Raw genomic sequence first — 18482 nt, 5'->3', positions numbered from 1 at the left:
TCAGCTTGTGGTCAGGGCGGTGTCGTCCACGACGAAGCTGGTCTGCAGGGAGTAGTCCTCCACGCCGTTGAACTTCAGCGTGACCGTCTGACCCGCCAGCGAGGACAGGTCGAAGGACTTCTGGCTCCAGCCGGAGGCCGCGTTGACGTTCGAGTAGGTGGCCAGGGTCTTCGAACCGGCGGTCACCGTCAGCTTGTCGTAGGCGGTGCTGCCGCTCTCCGAGGTGTCGATGTGCAGGTAGAAGGTCAGGGTCGCCTTGCAGCCCGCGGGGATCGTCACCGACTGGGACACCGAGTCGGTGTGCGACGTGCCGTAGCCGTCGAGCCACGCCTTGTAGGAACCGCTGTGCGCGGCCTCACCGGAGTCGGTGGTGATGACGCCGCTCGTCGCCGTCCAGCCGGTGCCGCCCGACTCGAAGCCGGGGTTGGCCAGGAGCTGGGACGAGGAGCAGCCGCCGCCGGTGGTGCTGACCGTCCAGCCGAAGGTCGCCGTGCCGGTCGCGCCGGTGGAGTCCTTCACCGTCACCGTCGTGCTGGATGAGCCGGCGGTGGTGGGCGTGCCGGAGATCAGACCGGTCGAGCCGTTGATCGACAGGCCGGCCGGCAGACCGGTGGCGCTGTAGGTGAGAGCACCGCTGTTGGTGCTGCTCGCCTGGACCTGCAGGCTGACCGCCGTGCCGACGGTGGCGCTCTGGCTGCCCGGGTTGGTGACCGTCACACCGCTGCTCGGCGGGGTGATGTGGCTGCCGACGTTGATGCCGGCGAAGGCGTTGCCCACCCCGGCGTACTCGGCGGAGTTGGTGCCGTACAGCGAGGCGGCCGCGTTCAGGGCGGCGGTGCGGGCACCGGCGTAGTTGGTGCTCGAGGTCATGTAGCTCGTCAGCGCCTTGTACCAGATCTGCAGCGCCTTGGCGCGGCCGATGCCGGCGACGGCGACGCCGTCGGAGGTCGGGCTGTTGTAGCTGACCCCGTTGATGACCTTGCTGCCGCTGCCCTCGGAGAGCAGGTAGAACATGTGGTTCGCGGGACCCGAGGAGTAGTGGACGTCCTTGTTGCCCACGCCGGAGTACCAGCTGTCGGCGGAGCCGCCGTCCTTGCTGGGCTTGTCCATGTAGCGCAGCGGGGTGCCGTCGCCGTTGATGTCGATCTTCTCGCCGATGAGGTAGTCACCGGGGTCGGAGGAGTTGTTGGCGTAGAACTCCACGCCGGTGCCGAAGATGTCGCTGGTGGCCTCGTTCAGGCCGCCGGACTCGCCGCTGTAGTTGAGGCCCGCGGTGTTGGAGGTGACGCCGTGGCTCATCTCGTGGCCGGCGACGTCGAGCGAGGTCAGCGCGTGGGTGTTGCCGGAGCCGTCGCCGTAGGTCATGCAGAAGCAGCTGTCGTCCCAGAAGGCGTTCACGTAGCCGCTGCTGTAGTGGACCCGGCTGTAGGCGGCGACACCGTCGTTGCGGATGCCGCTGCGGCCGAAGGTGTTCTTGTAGAAGTCCCAGGTCTCCTGGGCGCCGTAGGCGGCGTCGGCACCGGCGGTCTGGGTGTTGGAGCCCGACCCGGTGCCCCAGACGTCGTCCGAGTCCGTCATCAGCGAGCCGGTGCCGGAGGTCCCCCCGTTGAGGGAGTACGTCTTGTGGCCACCGCGCGTGGTGTCGTAGAGCTGGTACGTCGAGCCGGACAGCGTGGTGCTGAGGCTGACCGAGCCGCTGTACTGGGTGTTGCCGGTACCCGTCTGGATGGCCTGGTAGCGGTGCAGCTCCTTGCCGGTGGTGGCGTCGGTGATGACGTGCAGCGCGCTGGGCGTGCCGTCGTCCTGGAGGCCGCCGATCACCGTCTCCCAGGCGAGCTTCGGGGTGCCCTCGCCGGCCCAGATCACCTTGCGGGCGCTGTCGGTGGTGGCCTTCTTCGCGTCGAGGGCCTTCGCGGCCTTCAGGGCCTTGGTCTCGGCCGCGCCCTTGGCGAAGGCGGCGGTGGTGGAGGCCACCTTCATGGTGCGCTTGTTGTTGAAGGTCGTGCTCACCGTGCCCTTGGCCACGGAGGCCGGCGGGGTGTGCACCACGACGTCGCCGCCGAGGACGGGGAGCCCGGCGTAGGTGCGCTCGTAACGGGTGTGCAGGGTACCGTCGTTGTCCTTGACGACGTCCTTGACGACCAGCTTCTCCTTGGCGCCGAGGCCGAGGGAGCGGGCGGTGGTGGCGGTCTTCTGCTGGGCGCTCCTGACCAGCTTGGCGTGCTGGGCCGGGGAGAGCTTGGCCTCCAGGCCGCCGGTGCGCAGGTGGCCGGCGTGGGGAGCGGAGGGCTTGGCGGCGGCCGGCACCGACTGGATGCCGACGGCGAGGAAGGCCGCGGTGGAGACCAGTGCGGCTCCGGCCATGGCCCGTCTGTGGGGAAGACGACTCACTCGATTTCCTCCTGCTGCGGCCGCCTGGGTAGCGGCCGGTGAAGACCCGGGCAGACGGGTGTGCTGTCCGGGACGAGCTGAACTGTGTGGGGAGCGAGGTACTTGCACGCGAAACCGACTGCGTGTTGGGGGAGAATGGCAGCCTTGACTCGCGCATGTCAGCAACGTCAGAGGCAATTCGAGGGTTTTCCCTACCCTGCCCCGGTGGGCGTCCGGGCGCGCCCGGACGCTCCGGCCGCGCGGGGTCCGGCGCCTCGGGCGGCGCCGGGCAGGTGAACACGGCCGCGGCGAGACCGAATCGCGAAGTCGAATCACGAAGTCGCCTTATTTTACCAGCACTTGACGCCAGTCCCGCCTGCCGGGCATTCACAGGGGCGTTGTTACCGTGCTCGCGTGTCTGAATCCTCACGCGATACCGCCCGGGGCGCCGGCTGGGGCCCCTCCGAACCCGGCCTCTACCAGCGGCTGATGCCCGACCACGTGAAAAAGCTCTCCTGGCTGGATCCGAGACTGCTGTGGGCCGCCCGCAACGGGGTGCTCGCGTCATGGTTCGGCGACCCGACCGGCCGTACCCGCAGCCGGCTGGTGGCCGCGCAGGCCGCGGCCGGGGCGCCGGCGGACAAGGTGGTGCGGCGGGACGTGCCGGAGTGCTTCTCCTTCATGGTCGTCGGGGACACCGGCGAGGGCGGCGCCTCCCAGTACGCCACCGTGCCGGGCTTCCTGAAGGCGGGCCGCGGCACGGAGTTCGCGGTGATCGCGAGCGACGTCATCTACCCCGTCGGCAGCGCGGACGACTACGGCACCAAGTTCTTCCGGCCGTACCAGGACTATCCCGCGCCCATCTTCGCCATACCGGGCAACCACGACTGGTACGAGGAACTCACCGCTTTCATGCGGGTGTTCTGCGCCGACGCTCCCCCGCCGGCCCCCGAGCCCCGGCCCCGCCCGCTCACCCGCGCCTGGTGGCGCACCCTGCTGTGGCACCGCGCGCGCCCTTCGGACGGCCGGCACCTGGCGGAGGCGGCGGCGTTGCGCTCGGCACCGGAGCAGCGGGCCGTGCAGCCGGGGCCCTACTGGGCGATCGACGCCGGACCGGTGCGGATCGTCGGCATCGACACCGGCCTGCTCGGCACGATCGACGCCGAGCAGGGCGCGTGGCTGCGGGAGGTGTCCCGGGGGCCGAAGCCCAAGATCCTGATCACCGGCTCCCCGCTCTACGTGGACGGCGAGCACCACCCCTGCGCCATCGAGGGCGGCGGCACGGTCGACGACGTCGTGCGCGACCCGGAGCACCACTACGTGGCGGCGATCGGCGGCGACATCCACAACTACCAGCGCTATCCGGTCGACGTGGACGGCCGCACCGTCCAGTACGTGGTCTCGGGCGGTGGCGGCGCGTTCATGCACGCCACGCACACCGTCCCCCGGGTGTCCGTCGCCGGCGTCACCGAGCGGGAGTTCCGCTGCTACCCGCTGCGCGGCGACTCCCTGGCCTTCTACAGCCGGGTGTACGCCCGGCGGCTGCGGCTGCGCCGCTTCTTCGCCCTCACCGACGACGAGGCGACCGCGGTCGTGGCCGAGCGTCTCGGTATCGAGCCCGGCCGGGAGCCCGGTCAGCGGGTCCGCGTCACCCGGCGGGTCCGGCTGGTCGCGAGCCTGCTGGGCGCGGGCCGCCGCCCCGACCGGGCCGCCCGGTTCCGGCTGCCCGTGCGCAAGCTCCACACCCGGCTCTTCTCACCGGGTTCGGTCACGTACAGCCCGCCGTTCTTCAAGTCCTTCCTGCGCCTGGACGTCACCGCGGCGGCGGTGCGCCTGCGCTGCTTCGCCGCGACCGGCAACCGCGCCCAGGAACTGGATCCGCCGGTCGAGGACGAGGTCACGATCCCGCTGATATGAGTCACCGGCGGCCGGCGCCGCGCGGGCGGCCGGCCTCCCGGCTCACCAGCGGCCCGCCCGCGTACCGGTGACCGGCTCGGACGGTCTGCCGTCCACCCCCACCGGTACGTCGCCCGCGAGCATCACCCGGTGCATGATCCGGGGGAAGCGGAGGTGGGCGTTGTCGCTCGGGGCCAGGTGGATGGTGGCGCGGTTGTCCCAGAAGGCGACGCTCCCGGGCTCCCAGCGGAAGCGGACCGTGTACTCGGGGCGCACCGCCTGGTCGAGCAGCATCTCCAGCAGGGCCGCGCTCTCGGGCCGGGAGACGTCCCTGATGTGCTCCAGGTAGTAGCCGTTGACGTACAGCACCCGCTCCCCCGTCTCCGGGTGCACCCGCACCAGCGGGTGCACGGAGGCGACCTGGTGGTCCAGCAGGTGGCGCAGGTAGGCGTCGTCGCCGGGCCGCGGCTGGTAGCCGACGCCGAGCCGGTGTTCGGCGCGCAGCCCGTCCACGAAGGCGCGCACCGGTGCCGAGAGTCCGGCGTAGGCGGCGGCCAGATTGGCCCAGGTGGTGTCGCCGCCGTACGGCGGCACGGTCTCGGCGCGCAGGATGGTCGCCGCCGGCGGGTCGATCCGGGCGCCGTGGTCGCAGTGCCAGCCGCGCAGCAGCGTGTGCCGGCGCCGCCAGAGCCACTCCTCGTGCTCCATCCCGAAGCGTCCGCCCAGCTCCAGCCGGTCGGCGGTCGTCTCCACCGCCGCGAACCCCTCCGGTGAGGCGCTGCCCCGCCGTCCGAGGACGACCGGTTCGCCGAACCGGCGGGCGAAGGCGACGTGCCCGGCGTGGTCCAGCTCCTGCCCGCGGAAGAACACCACCTTCCAGCGCAGCACCGCCGCCCTGATCAGGGCGGCCACCGCGTCGTCCAGCGGACCGGCGAGATCGACGCCGGTGATCTCGGCGCCGATGTGCCCGGCGACCGGGCGCACCTCCACACCCCCGGCCCGTTCCGCCTGCCCGGTGGGCTCTGCCGTGGCCCTGTGCGTCGTCATGCGCGCTCCGTTGGTCGTCCGAACCGGCTCCACGACCGATCGTGACACCGCCGGCCCGCGCGCGGCGACCCTCCCACGCCCGTGTGCGTGCGCCCGCGCCGCTCACCGCCGCCCGCGCCGTCGCACGGCCCGGTCCCATGACCGGATCACCTGGTTCCGCCCTCGGCGCCGGCCCGTTGCCCCTATGTTCACGTCGGTGACCGCTCGCGACCCTGGAGGCTCCCGCATGCGCACCGCACTCCGCACCGCCGTCCTCGGCACGGTGACCGCCACCGCGTTCCTCACCTGCGGCACCGCGGGCGCCACCCCGCCGGGCTCCGGGGTGACGGCCCGGCTCGTCGCCCAGCGGACGGTCGGCGGCACCGACTACACCCTGCGCGAGATCACCATCCCGCCCGGCCAGAGCACCGGCTGGCACTACCACGACGGTCCGCTGTACGGCGTGGTGAAGCAGGGCACCCTCAGCCACTTCGATTCGGGCTGCGCCTCCGACGGCGTGTACCGCGCGGGCGCGACCATCCGGGAGCCGTCCGGCCCGGGGCACGTGCACATCGGCCGCAACCTGGGCAGCACCCCCGTCGTCCTGGAGGTGCTCTACGTGCTGCCGCACGGTGCCCCGTTCTCGCAGGACGCGCCGAATCCGGGGTGCTCCTTCGAGTGATCGGGTGCCGGTGAGTGATCAGGTACCGGGCAGCGGCTGCTGCGCCCAGATGGTCTTGCCGCCGCCCGTCTGCCGGCTCCCCCAGCGCTGGGTGAGCTGGGCGACCAGCAGCAGTCCGCGGCCGCCCTCGTCGTAGGCGTGCGCCCGGCGCAGGTGCGGTGAGGTCGAACTGGCGTCGGACACCTCGCAGATGAGCGCGCCGTCACGGATCAGGCGGAGCTGGACGGGCGGTTCGCCGTAGCGGATGGCGTTGGTGACCAGCTCGCTGACGACGAGTTCGGTGACGAACGCGATCTCCTCGAGCCCCCAGGCGGTGAGCCGCTCGGTGGCCGCCTGCCGGAAGGTGGCCACCGCGGCCGGGTCGGGCGGGACGTCCCAGGTGGCCACCCGGTCGGCGCCCAGTGCGCGGGTGCGGACCAGGAGCAGGGCGATGTCGTCGGTGGGCTGCTCGGGCATGACGGCCTTGAGGACGTCGTCGCTGAGGGCCTCGAGGGAGGTGGCAGGCGCGCCGAGCGCGAGCCGCAGTTCCTCGACGGCGCGGTCGACGTCCCGGTCACGCTCCTCGACCAGGCCGTCGGTGTAGAGGGCGACGACCGAGCCCTCGGGCAGTTCGACCTGCGTCGCCTCGAAGGGCAGTCCGCCGACCCCGAGGGGCGGCCCGGCACTCATGGGCACGAACTCGGCGGTGCCGCCGGGCAGGACGACGGCCGGGGCCGGGTGGCCGGCCGCGGCGAGGCTGAGCCGGCGGGAGACGGGGTCGTAGACGGCGTAGAGGCAGGTGGCGCCGAGTTCGGCGACCTCCTCGCCGGTCCCGGCGGACGTCAGGTGGCTGACCAGGTCGTCCAGGTGGGTGAGCAGTTCGTCCGGGGGCAGGTCGACGTCGGCGAGGGTCCGCACCGCCGTCCGCAGCCGGCCCATGGTCGCGGAGGACTGGATGCCGTGGCCGACGACGTCCCCCACGACCAGTGCGACCCGGCTGCCGGAGAGCGGGATCACGTCGAACCAGTCGCCGCCGATGCCGGCCAGCGAGCCGCACGGCAGATACCGGTGGGCCACCTCGACCGCGGCCTGGCCCGGCAGGCCGCTCGGCAGCAGGCTGTGCTGGAGGGCGTGCGCGGTGTCGCGTTCGCGGGCGAACCGTCGGGCGTTGTCCACGCACACGGCGGCGCGGCTGGCGAGTTCCTCGGCGAACACGGCGTCGTCGGGGCCGTACGCGTCCGAGTGGTACTTGCGCACGCACACCGCGGCGCCGAGGGTGACGCCCCGGGCGCGCAGCGGCACCGCGATCATCGAGTGGACGCCTTCGCGGTGGGGCCGGCCCTCCGGGGAGCGGGCGTTGCGGCCCGCCAGCCACGCGTCGAAGGCCGGCTCGCCGGCCTGGGCGAGCACCGCCCGGCCCTCGCGGAGGGCGACGGCCGGCGGGGTCGACGGCAGGTACTCCTCCGACTCCCCCGGCCTCAGCGCCGCGCCCCGGTTGCCCGGCACGACGGAGCGGTGGGCGACGCGCCGCAGTTCGGTGCCGGCGTCCGGGACGGCCGGCGGCTCGTCGGCGCCGAGGACCCAGTCCAGGAGGTCGACGGTCGCGAAGTCGGCGTACTGCGGGACCAGGAGGTCGATCAGCTCCTCGGCCGTGCGCGCCACGTCCAGGGTGGTGCCGATGCGGGTGGCGGCCTCGTTGAGCAGGGCGAGGCGGCGCCGGGCCCAGTACTGCTCGCTGCTGTCGAAGGCGGCCAGGGCCACCGCCGTCGGCGCCCCGGCACCGTCGCACAGGGGCCACATCTCGATGCTCCAGGCGTGCGCCCGGTGCAGCTCGGTGGCGTCGGTGAAGCTCTCGTAGCGGACGGGCCGCCCGGTCTCGGCCACCTCGCGCAGATGGCGCACGAAGCCACGGCTGTGCTCGCCCTCCGCCACGGTGTCCGTGTAGAGGCGGCCGACCAGGTCCTCCTCGGGCACCCCCATCTGCCGGCAGGCCGTGCCGTTGACGTACAGGTAGCGCTGTTCGAGGTCGAGGACCGACATGGCCGTGGACGCCTGCTGGAAGGCCTCGCCGACCAGCACCGGGCCGCTCGGGTCGGCGGTGATCACGTGTCCGGCCGGTGCCCCGTCGGCGCCGAGCACCGGGCAGACGCTCACCGTCACCTCGACCCCGTGCCCCTCGCGGTGGCGCAGGGTGACGACGCCGGTCCCGGCGGCCAGGGCTCCGCCGCGGTGGTTCCCGGCGAGCAGCTCGGCCGCCGGACGGCCGACGACCTCGTCCGCCGCACGGCCCGTGAGCAGCCGCGCGCCCTGGCTCCACCCGGTCACCCTGCCCTGGGCGTCGATGACCACAGCGGCCGCGACTCGCTCCATATGCCCCAGGATGATCCGATTACCGCGGTCCATCAAGCGCGGCGGCGGACCGGATCAGTCCCGGGGGGCGCGCAGCACGGCCAGGGCGCGGTCGGCGTGGGTGTTCATGCGCAGTTCGCTGAGCACCACCTCCAGGACCGTGCGGTCCTGGCCGATCACGAACGTGACCCGCTTGGTCGGGGCGAGGGTGAAGCCCCGCCTGACCCCGAACCGGTCCCGCACCGCGCCGTCGGCGTCCGACAGCAGCGGCATGCCGAGGGTGTGCCGTCCGGCGAACTCCTGCTGGCGTTCCACGCTGTCGCCGCTGATCCCGACCGGGCGTGCGCCGACGGCGGCGAACTCGGCGGCGAGGTCTCGGAAGTGGCAGGCCTCGGCGGTGCAGCCGGGCGTCATGGCGGCGGGATAGAAGAACAGCACGACCGGGCCGTCGGCCAGCAGCCCGGTGAGGCTGCGGACGGTGCCGGTCTCGTCCGGCAGCGCGAAGTCCTCCGCCTTGTCGCCCACCTCGACACGTCCGGTCACGACCGCCCCTCCCCGTTCCGGGCCACTCCGCGCGCCCAGAGCACGAGGGGCACCTGGAGCGGCAGCCTGGCCAGGGCCGCGTTGCGCTGGGGAGCCGGCCGGTGGCGCCAGTCCACGGCCATCTTCACGTTGGCGGGGAACACCCCGACGAAGAAGGCCGCGGCCGCCTTGGCCGCCAGGGGGCGCGTCCGGCGCGCGGCGACACCGGCCGCCAGGGCCAGCTCCACGGCCCCGCTGCCGTAGGTCCAGGCCCTGGGCGAGCCGGGCAGCGTCCGGGGGACGAGGTGGTCGAACTGGCGGGGTGCGGCGAAGTGGGCGACCCCCGCGGTGGCCAGCAGGCCGGCGAGCAGCAGGGGTGAGCGTTCGGACCGGGGCACGTTTCCTCCTCTGGTGACCTGCCGCCGGATATTACTCGACAGTAGCGGCGACCCGGGCCGCTTCGGGCGGGCGGGCGGCACAAAAGGGCGCCCGGCGCCGCGCCCGGGGCGCCGGTGCGGGACGGTACCGGCCGCCCGCCGGGCGAGAGTGGGGCGGGAGCGGCCGGACCGGTCCCGGGCCCGTTCGGGGGAACACGGGCCGAAAGGCGCGTGGGGGCGGCGGGAGTGGTCGACACCTCCAGCCGTGAACACCCCCACCCTGCCCCTCGTCGCGCCCATGCTCGCCACCCCCGGCACCCTGCCGCCCGCCGCACAGGACGCGCGGTGGGCGTACGAGACCAAGCAGGACGGCCAGCGGGTGATGGCCTATCTGCCCGGCGACGGCAGCGTCCTGCTGCGCGCCCGCTCCGGCGAGGACATCACCGGCGCCTACCCCGAACTCCGCCCGCTCGGCGCCGCCCTGGGCGCCACACCGGCCGTCCTGGACGGCGAGGTGCTGGCCCTGGACGAACTGGGCCGTGCCGACTTCCAGTTGCTGCAGAGCCGGATGGGTCTCGCGCACGCCCCCGCCCGGGCGGCCCGCCGCGCCGCCCGGGTGCCGGTCCACCTGGTGCTGTTCGACGTCCCGTACCTGGCCCGGCCCCTGGTCCGGTTCCCCTACACGCGGCGCCGGGCGCGGCTGACGGAGCTGGGTCTGAGCGGACCGCACTGGTCGACGCCGGCCGCGGTGACCGGACACGGCGCCGAGGCCCTCCGGGCGACCCGGGAGCACGGCCTGGAGGGCCTGGTCTGCAAGCGGCTGGAATCGGTGTACGAGCCGGGAGTGCGCTCCCGCTCCTGGATCAAGATCCGGAACATGCGCAGCGAGGACGTGATCGTCGGCGGCTGGCTGCCCGGCAGGGGGCACCTGACCGGGCTGCCCGGCGCCGTGCTCGTCGGCCAGCGCGCCGGTGGCCGGCTGCGCTACGTCGGCGGGGTGGGCACCGGCTGGAGCGAGGCGGAGCGGACCGAACTGGCCGGGCTGCTGCGGGCCGCGGCGAGCAGCCGGTGCCCCTTCGACCCCGCCCCGCGCGTCGCGGGCGCCCAGTGGGTGGTGCCCCGGCTGGTCGGCGAGGTCAGCTACCGCACCCGCACCCGGGCCGGGATGCTGCGCCAGCCCTCGTGGCGGCGGCTGCGCCCCGACCTGACCGCCGAGGAGTCGGCGGCGGACCTGCCGGACGACTTCGGCTAGAACCTGCGGCGAAACGCCCGTCGTCCGCCCGCAGGGCGGTCGGGACCCTCGCAACAGGCCCCGGTGCCGCGTCAGTCGGAGTTCGACACGGGCGCACGTCGGCTGACACGGCACCGGGCAAGGCCGTTCCACGGCCCCTCACCCGCGCGCCGGCTGCGCCCCCTCGGCGGCGGTGCGCACGGCGGGACGCCGAACTCCCGCACTCGTCGCCCCGGTTGAAGACTCCGCGCGCCGGCCGCGAACCCGCCATCCGAGCCGGCTCCCACCCGGCGTCGGCCAACCCGTCCGGGGGCCCGCCCGGCCCGAACGCCCGACGCCTCCCGGCCACCGCCGCCGGCCCGCCCCTGGCCGGGGAAGCGTGCGAGGGGAGGCCCGTGAGGGTCTAGGGTGTCCACCATGCCCGTGCCCGAGTTGATCCGTATCGTCTCCCGCGACTCGCCGATGGCCCTCGCCCAGGTCGAGCGTGTGCGCGCCGAGCTGGGCGCACTGCATCCGGGAGTGCGCACCGAGGTCGTCCCCGTGAAGACCACCGGGGACAAGTGGCTGGGCGACCTGTCCCAGGTCGAGGGCAAGGGCGCGTTCACCAAGGAGGTGGACGCGGCCCTGCTGGCCGGGCGGGCGGACCTCGCGGTGCACTGCGTCAAGGACGTGCCCGCGGACCGGCCGCTGCCCGCCGGCACGGTGTTCGCCGCGTTCCTGAAGCGGGACGACGTGCGGGACGCGCTGGTCCACCCGGGCGGACTCACCCTCGACGAGCTGCCCGCGGGCACCCGGATCGGCACCTCGGCGGTGCGCCGGGTGGCCCAGCTCGCCGCCTCGCACCCGCACCTGGACTGCGTGCCGTTCCGCGGCAACGCCAACCGCCGACTGGCCAAACTGGCCGCCGGCGACGCGGACGCGCTGCTGCTCGCGGTGTCCGGTCTGGAGCGGATCGGCCGCGAGGACGTGATCAGCGAGGTGCTGTCCACGGAGACGATGATGCCGCCGATCGGTGCGGGCATCCTCGCCCTGCAGTGCCGGGAGGACGACACCGAGCTGATCGACGCGGTCAGTGGTCTCGGCCATCCGGACACGCACCGGGAGGCCACGGCCGAGCGGATGTTCCTGCACGTGCTGCAGGGCCACTGCAACAGCCCGATCGCCGGTTGCGCGCGCGTGGACCGAGGCGGCGAACTCTCCTTGCGCGCCTGCGTGTTCACCCCGAACGGCAAGACCAGGCTGAACGCCCACGAATGGGCGGGCCGGCTGGACGCGGCCACGCTCGGCACGTCGGTCGCGGTGTCGCTGCTGCGGCAGGGGGCGCGGGAGATCATCGACGGCATCCCGCACTGACCGGCCTCAGGCGCCGCCCGGCTCCGTCTGCTCCTTGAGGAAGGCGCTCACCTGGTGGGCCAGGCTGCTCTGCGCGCCGGCCGCCGGGGCGGCGGGCGCGGCGGCCTCCAGCAGGCCGATGCCGCCCGCCCACAGCCGCCGGTCGGTCCACTCGTCGTCCACCCGGAGCTGGACCTGGACGTCCACGTGCGTCAGGGAGGCCTCGGGGCCGGCCGCGTAGAGGACGGCGGTGGCCCGGCGCAGCGGGTAGACGTCGAAGCCCTCGATGAACTGGGAGTTGCGCCAGTCGATGAAGGCGCCTTCCCCGTCCGGGCCGACCCGGATGTCGAGCTGGCCGTCCTCGAGGTGGACACCGTAGTGCCGTGAGCCGCGGTTCTCGATCGTCACCCGGACACTGAAGTACGTCAGACCCGCGGCGGCGTCGTCGCGTCCGCGCGGCGGTTCGGCCGCTTCCAGGCGGTGGACGCGGATCCGCAGGCCGGCGTGCTCGTCGTACTCCTGCCAGTCCCCGACCACGTTCGGCTCGTACACAATGCCCCTCTCCACCTATCGAGAGCTGCTGTCTATCTGTGTGCCGAGCACACTGTCAAATGAGCGGAATGCGCTGTGGCCAGCGGGTTCGCCCGCTTTGCTCGGCGATCAAGCGCTGCCCAGGAGAAACCCCGCCGGCGGGCTCCCGGGCGGGACCCGGGTGCGTGCCGCACATCACTTTCACCGCGGGACCTCCGGGGGCCGGGGCACCCGGTGACACGGCGGGCCGCTCCGGGGGCCGGGCCTGGCCGGACAGGAAAGGGGAAGGAAACATTCCACGCATGACCCGAATGGACCGTTTTGTTTGTTTATGCCCAGGGGAGGGAAGATAGATTTGAGTGCTTCGGACAGGAGGCACGTCCGTGGGAGCCGGCGCCGGCCGGGCGCCCCGGTGTTTCCTGAGGCATCCGCGCGCACCCCCCACGGTGTCGGTCGACCCAGCACCTGCCGAGAGAGGTGCGCACGATGCCTGTCACCGCCAGCACCAGGCCCCACCCCCACGACGACGCCCCGGACACGGGCGAGTCCTTCCTGCGGCTCGCGGGCCTGCCCGAAGGTCCCGAGCGGCAGGCGCTCCGGGACGAACTGGTCCGGCTCTGGCTCCCCATGGCCGAGCGGATCGCCGTACGGTTCCGCGGTCGCGGGGAGTCGCTCGAGGACCTCTACCAGGTGGCCGCGCTCGGCCTGGTCAAGGCCGTGGACCACTACGACCCGGCCCGGGGCCGGGCCTTCGAGGCGTACGCGGTGCCCACCATCACCGGCGAGATCAAGCGCCATTTCCGCGACCACATGTGGACCCTGCACGTGCCGCGCCGGGTGCAGGACCTGCGCAACCGGGTGCGCGCCGCCCTCAAGGAGCTGGCCCACACCACGCCCGGCCGCACGCCCACGGTCGCCGACATCGCCGCGCACACACGGCTGAGCGAGGACGAGGTGCGCACCGGCATGGAGGCGCTGGAGTGCTTCACCGCGCTGTCCCTGGACGCCGAGGTGGCCGGCGCGGAGGGGTACGCGCTCGGGGACTCCCTGGGCTCCCCGGACCCGGGATTCGACCTGGTCATCGACCGGGCCGCGGTCAAACCGTGCCTGGCGGCGCTGCCCGAGCGTGAGCGCACCATCCTCTACCTGCGATTCTTCGGCGGGATGACGCAGAGCCGGATCGCCGAGCAACTGGGCATCTCGCAGATGCACGTCTCACGTCTGCTGAGCGGCTGCTTCGACCGGCTGCGGGAGGAGCTGCTCTCGGAGGCGGGCTGAGTCCCGGTCCCCCGCCCACGGCACCCGGGTGGGCCCCGCCCCCGGCCCGCCGATCCGGTCCGTGCCGCCGTGCGCCACGGCTCCCGGTGTCACCCGCCCGGGCGATCGTCACCGGGGTACTCGACGAGCAGATCAGGCCCTTCCGGTTGGACACTGGTGCGTGAGCGGTGGCCGCCGGGCCCCGAGACTCAGGACGCGACAGCCATGAACGATGACAAGCCTGCCGGTGGTGGGACGAGGACGCGCGAGCCCCTCTCGACGCACTCCGTCTTCGGCGCCCCGTGCTGGGTGAGCCTGACCAGCCGCGATCTGGGCGCGACCCAGGAGTTCTACTCGGCCCTGCTGGGCTGGCGGTGGCGCGGCGCCAAACTCGGCGAGCACTTCCGCATCGCCCTGGCCAACGGCGTGCCGGTGGCCGGTATCGCCGCGGTCGCCTCGATGTGGCAGATGGCGGTGGCCTGGACTCCGTACTTCGCGGTGCCGGACGCCGACGAGGCCGTGGCCCGGGCCCGGGAGCGCGGCGGTACGGCGGCGGTCGGACCGCTGTCCTTCCCGCCGGGCCGGGCGGCGCTGCTCGCCGACCGGGACGGGGCGACCTTCGGCATCTGGCAGGGCGAACTGGTCGGCAACTGGGAGGCCTGGCGCCGGGCGGCCCCGACCTTCATCCGGCTGCACACCCGCAACGCCTTCGACTCGGCGATCTTCTACGGCGAGATCCTCGGCTGGGCGTCCGGCAAACCGGGCTGCTGCGAGGTCCAGTACGAGGGCGGTGAGGTGGTGCTGCGCAGCCGGGGCGACGTGGTGGCGCGCATCGACTCGGGCGCGGTCGAGGCGGCCCCGGACCCGTCCGTGCGGCCGCACTGGCAGATCCACTTCGCGGTGGACGACGTGCCGGGCTGTGCCCGCACCGCCGAGAAGCACGGCGGCAGTGTGCTGAGCGAGGACGAGCAGGAGGCGATCCTGCGCGACCCGGACGGCGCCCAGTTCACGGTGACCTCGCGCAGCGCGCGCTGACCGGCCGCCCCGGCCGTGGGGGCGGCCCGCCGGGGGGGGGGGCGGCCGCCCGGGGGGGGGGCCGGCCCGCCCGGCGGGGCGCCCGGCGGGGGGGGGGGGGGGGCCGACGGCCGGGGTTTCAGCGGGTGCCGCGCGCCGAACGCGCCGGCCGGGTGCCGCGCTCCGGGTGGGAGTCACGGGCCGGGCGGGAGAGGAGGACCAGGCTGCGCGGCTCCACCCGCAGCCTGGTACCGGCCTTGCGTTCCCGTTCGTCGGGGATGCCGTCCGGGTCGGCGGTGTCGATCAGGGTCGTCCAGCGCTCGCCGAAGGACCCGTCGGGCAGGCGGAAGACGACCGGTTCCCAGTAGCCGTTGAACAGCAGCAGGAAGGAGTCGTCGACCACCCGGCGGCCGTGCGGATCGCGCTCGGCGATCGCGTCGCCGTTGAGGAACACCCCCATCGAGTACGCGTCCTCGCGGTGCCAGTCCCGCTCGGTCATCTCGCGGGCGTCGGGCCGCAGCCACATCACGTCGGGCAGCGGCTGCCTGGCGTTGGTCGGGGTCTCGCCGCGGAAGAACCGGCGCCTGCGCAGCACGGGATGCCGGGCGCGCAGGGCGATCACGTACCGGGTGAAGTCGGCGAGCGAACGCTGCTCGTCGGTGATCCCCCAGTCCACCCAGGAGACCTCGTTGTCCTGGCAGTAGGCGTTGTTGTTGCCGCGCTGGGTCCGGCCCAGTTCGTCGCCGTGGCAGAGCATCGGGATGCCCTGCGAGAGCAGCAGCGTGGCCAGCAGGTTGCGCTGCTGGCGGGCACGCAGTTCCAGCACGGCCGGGTCGTCGGTGTCGCCCTCCGCCCCGCAGTTCCAGGACCGGTTGTGGCTCTCGCCGTCCCGGTTCCCCTCGCCGTTGGCCTCGTTGTGCTTGTCGTTGTACGACACCAGGTCGCGCAGGGTGAAGCCGTCGTGCGCGGTGACGAAGTTGACGCTGGCACGCGGGGTGCGGCGGCTGTGCTGGTACAGGTCGGACGATCCGGTCAGCCGGGAGGCGAACTCGCCCAGCGAGCCGGGCTCCGCGCGCCAGAAGTCCCGTACGGCGTCCCGGTAACGGCCGTTCCACTCGGACCACAGCGGCGGGAAGTTGCCCACCTGGTAGCCGCCCTCGCCCACGTCCCAGGGCTCGGCGATCAGCTTGACGCGGCTGATCACCGGGTCCTGCTGGATCAGGTCGAAGAACGCGGACAGCCGGTCCACCTCGTGGAACTGCCGGGCCAGCGTGGCCGCCAGGTCGAAGCGGAAGCCGTCGACGTGCATCTCGGTCACCCAGTACCGCAGCGAGTCCATGATGAGCTGGAGCACGTAGGGGTGGCGCATCAGCAGGCTGTTGCCGGTGCCGGTGGTGTCGTAGTAGTGCGCCCAGTCGCCGTCCACCAGCCGGTAGTAGGAGGCGTTGTCGATGCCCCGGAAGGACAGCGAGGGGCCGAACTCGTTGCCCTCGGCGGTGTGGTTGTAGACCACGTCGAGGATCACCTCGAGGCCGGCCGCGTGCAGCGCCTTCACCATCGCCTTGAACTCGTTGACCTGCCGGCCCGAACTGCCGAAGGCGGCGTAGGCGTTGTGCGGGGCGAAGAAGCCGATGGTGTTGTAGCCCCAGTAGTTGGCGAGGCCCCGGTCCTGCAGTACGCCGTCGTGGACGAACTGGTGGACCGGCATCAGCTCCACCGCGGTGACACCGAGCGAGGTCAGGTGCTCGATGACGGCGGGGTGCGCCAGACCCGCGTAGGTGCCGCGCAGCCGCTCGGGGACGTCCGGGTGCGCACGGGTCAGGCCGCGCACATGGGCCTCGTAGATGACGGAGTCCGCGTAGGGGTGGCACGGCGGGCGGTCGTCGCCCCAGTCGAAGTACGGGTCGGTGACCACGCCCAGCATGGAGTGCCCCGCGCTGTCGCCCGGGGACGGACCGTCGGGCGAACGCTCGTACAGGGAGGCGTGGTTGTCGATCTGGCCGTGCACGGCGCGGGCGTACGGGTCGAGCAGCAGCTTCGCCGGGTTGCAGCGGTGCCCGAGGGACGGCTGCCAGGGCCCGTGCACGCGGTAGCCGTAGCGCCGGCCGGGACCGACGCCGGGCAGGTAGGCGTGCCAGACGAAGCCGTCGACCTCGTGCAGCGGGACGGGCGTCTCGGCGCCGGCGTCGTCGACGAGGATCAGCTCGACGCGCTCGGCGACCTCGCTGAACAGGGCGAAGTTGGTGCCCTCGCCGTCGAACACGGCCCCCAACGGGTAGGGGTGTCCGCTCCACACGGACACCCCCTGCCGGGACTTGCGTGCCGTCACCGGGCACCCTCCAGGAGGCCGTCCGGGGCGGCCGCCGGCGCGGCGAGCGCGGCCACCCGCAGCTCGCGCGGCACCTGCAGGCCCTCGGTGAGGCTCGGCGCCGGAGCGGTCGGGACCAGCGGGACGCGTTCGCCGGTGCGGGCGCGCTGCGAGAACCAGATGATCACGCTTCCGGTCTCCGCGGCGCAGCAGCCCCATCCGTCGCTCATGGCGGCGATGTCCGCCAGGCAGGCCCGCAGGTCCTGGTCCGGGCGCAGGTCGCGGTCGCCGCCGCCGACCGCCGTGATCAGATGCTGGCCGTTCCACCACATCTCGATCGACATGGTCTTGTCCGTGGCGTGCCGTTCGATCGCCCGCAGCAGCAGTTCGGCGCCGCGGCGGACGGGGGCCACGAGGTTGTCGAGGTCCCAGTAGCGGAGGTGGGCGCCCAGGATGCGGCTGACCTGTCCCACCCGTTCCGGGCTGACTTCCACATCTATGTGGTAGTAGCAGGGCACTGCGGTCTTCATCGTCGCTTGCTCCTCACCGGCGAGGCTCTCGCTCTCTCACTGCGTCCGGGAGGGATCCCGGACACCGAGCGTGAGCAGTGATCGCTTCTGAGTCACTCCCCACAGTGGGGTCGCTACGCCATTCGTGCAACACGAGCATCCCGAACGGCCCTAGTGGTTGAACGTCCAACAGGACGGTGCGTGCCTGTACGTGCACCATGAGTGAAAGCCTCGATCGCCGTAACGGTTCCGTGCCCACCCCTGCGCGGACACCACCCGACCGTCGGGAACGCGCCCAGTCGAGAGCGTGGAAGGTGAAGAGGGTCATGCTGCTACCCGCCAAGGCCGAAGTGGCCAGGCAGTTGCGGCGTTACCGGGCCTGGGAGCGCGTGATGCTCGCCTCGCCCCACGACCGCACGGTCCGGGCAGCCTTCGAGGACTCGGGCTACACCTTGTGCGTGCTGATGGGAAAGCGCTGCGCCCGGGAGGCAGCGGACGCGGCCGAGCGCTATCTGCGCTCGACCCTGGCCGGCTACCTGCGCGAGCAGGACGGCCGGCCCCAGCCGGGCCGGGCGGCGCGGCGCGCGCCGCCTTCGGAGCGGCGTTCCACGGCGCCGAGGCCATGACCTGGCACCGTACAGGGCGTTCCGCACGAACCGGCAGCAGCCGGACGTGCATCGGATCGCGAAGCCGGGCCCGGGGCCCGGCTTCGCGCACGGCGGAGGTGACAGACCATGCGCAGGACCCCGGCCATCGGCCGCGTACCGGTACGTGACGTCCGGCCGGCCGTGGAGTGCGGCAGGCGCCCGGCGAAGGCGGTGACCGGGGAGACGTTCCAGGTCACGGCCACCGTGTTCCGGGAGGGGCACGACGCCGTCGGTGCCAACGTGGTCCTGCGGGATCCGAGGGGCCGTCGTGGCCCGTGGACGCCGATGCGGGAGCTGTCCCCCGGCAGCGACGTGTGGGGCGCCGAGGTCACTCCGGACGCGACCGGCCGCTGGACGTTCCGGGTGGAGGCGTGGAGCGATCCGCTGGCGACCTGGCGGCACACCGCCTCCGTCAAGGTCCCGGCCGGCATCGACACCGGCCTGGTCCTTGA

16 protein-coding genes are annotated in these 18482 nt (G+C 73.2%); 8 read left to right on the top strand and 8 right to left on the bottom strand.

From position 1 onward, the window contains the following. On the bottom strand, nt 1-2364 hold the full coding sequence (locus tag MXD57_RS15790; protein WP_250402071.1) for a M4 family metallopeptidase: 2364 nt from the start codon (nt 2362-2364) through the stop codon (nt 1-3). 420 nt (nt 2365-2784) lie between these two features. Here MXD57_RS15790 and MXD57_RS15785 point away from each other — a divergent pair, with 420 nt between their 5' ends. Then, on the top strand, nt 2785-4287 hold the full coding sequence (locus tag MXD57_RS15785; protein ID WP_250402070.1) for a metallophosphoesterase family protein: 1503 nt from the start codon (nt 2785-2787) through the stop codon (nt 4285-4287). A 42-nt stretch (nt 4288-4329) separates the two neighbouring features. Here the strand turns inward: MXD57_RS15785 and MXD57_RS15780 are convergent, their stop codons facing one another. After that, nucleotides 4330-5313: a TauD/TfdA dioxygenase family protein gene (locus MXD57_RS15780; RefSeq protein ID WP_250402069.1), complete on the bottom strand. Its 984-nt coding sequence runs from the start codon at nt 5311-5313 to the stop codon at nt 4330-4332. A 226-nt stretch (nt 5314-5539) separates the two neighbouring features. Here MXD57_RS15780 and MXD57_RS15775 point away from each other — a divergent pair, with 226 nt between their 5' ends. Then, complete coding sequence (locus tag MXD57_RS15775) at nt 5540-5974, top strand: cupin domain-containing protein (RefSeq protein WP_250402068.1); 435 nt, start codon at nt 5540-5542, stop codon at nt 5972-5974. Between the two features lie 18 nt (nt 5975-5992). Here the strand turns inward: MXD57_RS15775 and MXD57_RS15770 are convergent, their stop codons facing one another. The 3 genes from MXD57_RS15770 to MXD57_RS15760 are packed head-to-tail and all read right to left on the bottom strand — an operon-like array spanning nt 5993 to nt 9222. Continuing rightward, nucleotides 5993-8323: a SpoIIE family protein phosphatase gene (locus MXD57_RS15770; protein ID WP_250402067.1), complete on the bottom strand. Its 2331-nt coding sequence runs from the start codon at nt 8321-8323 to the stop codon at nt 5993-5995. Nucleotides 8324-8377: 54 nt separating this feature from the next. Then, nucleotides 8378-8845: a peroxiredoxin gene (locus MXD57_RS15765; protein WP_250402066.1), complete on the bottom strand. Its 468-nt coding sequence runs from the start codon at nt 8843-8845 to the stop codon at nt 8378-8380. After that, nucleotides 8842-9222 (bottom strand): DoxX family protein, encoded by a 381-nt coding sequence (locus MXD57_RS15760; RefSeq protein ID WP_250402065.1) that lies wholly within the window; start codon nt 9220-9222, stop codon nt 8842-8844. Before MXD57_RS15760 ends, MXD57_RS15765 begins: the two co-directional genes overlap by 4 nt. Before the next feature lie 277 nt (nt 9223-9499). Between MXD57_RS15760 and MXD57_RS15755 the strand changes: the two genes are divergently transcribed. Both MXD57_RS15755 and hemC read left to right on the top strand, forming a co-directional pair. After that, nucleotides 9500-10453, top strand: a complete 954-nt coding sequence (locus MXD57_RS15755; protein ID WP_250402154.1) for an ATP-dependent DNA ligase — start codon at nt 9500-9502, stop codon at nt 10451-10453. A gap of 396 nt (nt 10454-10849) precedes the next feature. Beyond that, nucleotides 10850-11785, top strand: a complete 936-nt coding sequence (gene hemC / locus MXD57_RS15750) for a hydroxymethylbilane synthase (protein ID WP_250402064.1) — start codon at nt 10850-10852, stop codon at nt 11783-11785. Between the two features lie 6 nt (nt 11786-11791). On the opposite strand, the gene MXD57_RS15745 is transcribed toward hemC, so the two are convergent. Then, nucleotides 11792-12316, bottom strand: a complete 525-nt coding sequence (locus MXD57_RS15745; RefSeq protein WP_250402063.1) for a hypothetical protein — start codon at nt 12314-12316, stop codon at nt 11792-11794. Nucleotides 12317-12781: 465 nt separating this feature from the next. On the opposite strand from MXD57_RS15745, the gene MXD57_RS15740 reads away from it, so the two are divergent. Continuing rightward, nucleotides 12782-13573, top strand: a complete 792-nt coding sequence (locus MXD57_RS15740; RefSeq protein WP_250402062.1) for an RNA polymerase sigma factor SigF — start codon at nt 12782-12784, stop codon at nt 13571-13573. Nucleotides 13574-13777: 204 nt separating this feature from the next. Next, nucleotides 13778-14587, top strand: a complete 810-nt coding sequence (locus tag MXD57_RS15735) for a VOC family protein (protein ID WP_250402061.1) — start codon at nt 13778-13780, stop codon at nt 14585-14587. Nucleotides 14588-14705: 118 nt separating this feature from the next. On the opposite strand, the gene glgX is transcribed toward MXD57_RS15735, so the two are convergent. Both glgX and MXD57_RS15725 read right to left on the bottom strand, forming a co-directional pair. Continuing rightward, a complete protein-coding gene (gene glgX / locus MXD57_RS15730; protein ID WP_250402060.1) occupies nt 14706-16895 on the bottom strand; it encodes a glycogen debranching protein GlgX in 2190 nt (729 codons plus the stop codon). Continuing rightward, nucleotides 16892-17404 carry a pep a2 gene (locus MXD57_RS15725; RefSeq protein WP_250402059.1) on the bottom strand — a complete coding sequence of 171 codons (513 nt, stop codon included), beginning with the start codon at nt 17402-17404 and terminating at the stop codon, nt 16892-16894. Before MXD57_RS15725 ends, glgX begins: the two co-directional genes overlap by 4 nt. Before the next feature lie 305 nt (nt 17405-17709). On the opposite strand from MXD57_RS15725, the gene MXD57_RS15720 reads away from it, so the two are divergent. Both MXD57_RS15720 and MXD57_RS15715 read left to right on the top strand, forming a co-directional pair. Then, on the top strand, nt 17710-18009 hold the full coding sequence (locus tag MXD57_RS15720) for a DUF5133 domain-containing protein (protein WP_250402058.1): 300 nt from the start codon (nt 17710-17712) through the stop codon (nt 18007-18009). 108 nt (nt 18010-18117) lie between these two features. Further along, nucleotides 18118-18482: maltotransferase domain-containing protein (locus MXD57_RS15715; protein ID WP_250402057.1), on the top strand; the 365-nt coding region annotated here is incomplete at its 3' end.

The organism is Streptomyces cellostaticus (assembly GCF_023630175.1).
Lineage (GTDB): Bacteria > Actinomycetota > Actinomycetes > Streptomycetales > Streptomycetaceae > Streptomyces > Streptomyces cellostaticus_A.
The sequence above is the reverse complement of the archived record's forward strand: the minus strand, read 5'-3'. Positions and strand labels throughout refer to the sequence as shown.

Coding starts and splice junctions, on each gene's coding strand:
- MXD57_RS15740 (WP_250402062.1), top strand. CDS start 12,782: ATGCCTGTCACCGCCAGCACCAGGCCCCACCCCCACGACGACGCCCCG.
- MXD57_RS15775 (WP_250402068.1), top strand. CDS start 5,540: ATGCGCACCGCACTCCGCACCGCCGTCCTCGGCACGGTGACCGCCACC.
- MXD57_RS15755 (WP_250402154.1), top strand. CDS start 9,500: ATGCTCGCCACCCCCGGCACCCTGCCGCCCGCCGCACAGGACGCGCGG.
- MXD57_RS15780 (WP_250402069.1), bottom strand. CDS start 5,313: ATGACGACGCACAGGGCCACGGCAGAGCCCACCGGGCAGGCGGAACGG.
- MXD57_RS15725 (WP_250402059.1), bottom strand. CDS start 17,404: ATGAAGACCGCAGTGCCCTGCTACTACCACATAGATGTGGAAGTCAGC.
- MXD57_RS15735 (WP_250402061.1), top strand. CDS start 13,778: ATGAACGATGACAAGCCTGCCGGTGGTGGGACGAGGACGCGCGAGCCC.
- hemC (WP_250402064.1), top strand. CDS start 10,850: ATGCCCGTGCCCGAGTTGATCCGTATCGTCTCCCGCGACTCGCCGATG.
- MXD57_RS15790 (WP_250402071.1), bottom strand. CDS start 2,364: ATGGCCGGAGCCGCACTGGTCTCCACCGCGGCCTTCCTCGCCGTCGGC.
- MXD57_RS15770 (WP_250402067.1), bottom strand. CDS start 8,323: ATGGAGCGAGTCGCGGCCGCTGTGGTCATCGACGCCCAGGGCAGGGTG.
- MXD57_RS15720 (WP_250402058.1), top strand. CDS start 17,710: ATGCTGCTACCCGCCAAGGCCGAAGTGGCCAGGCAGTTGCGGCGTTAC.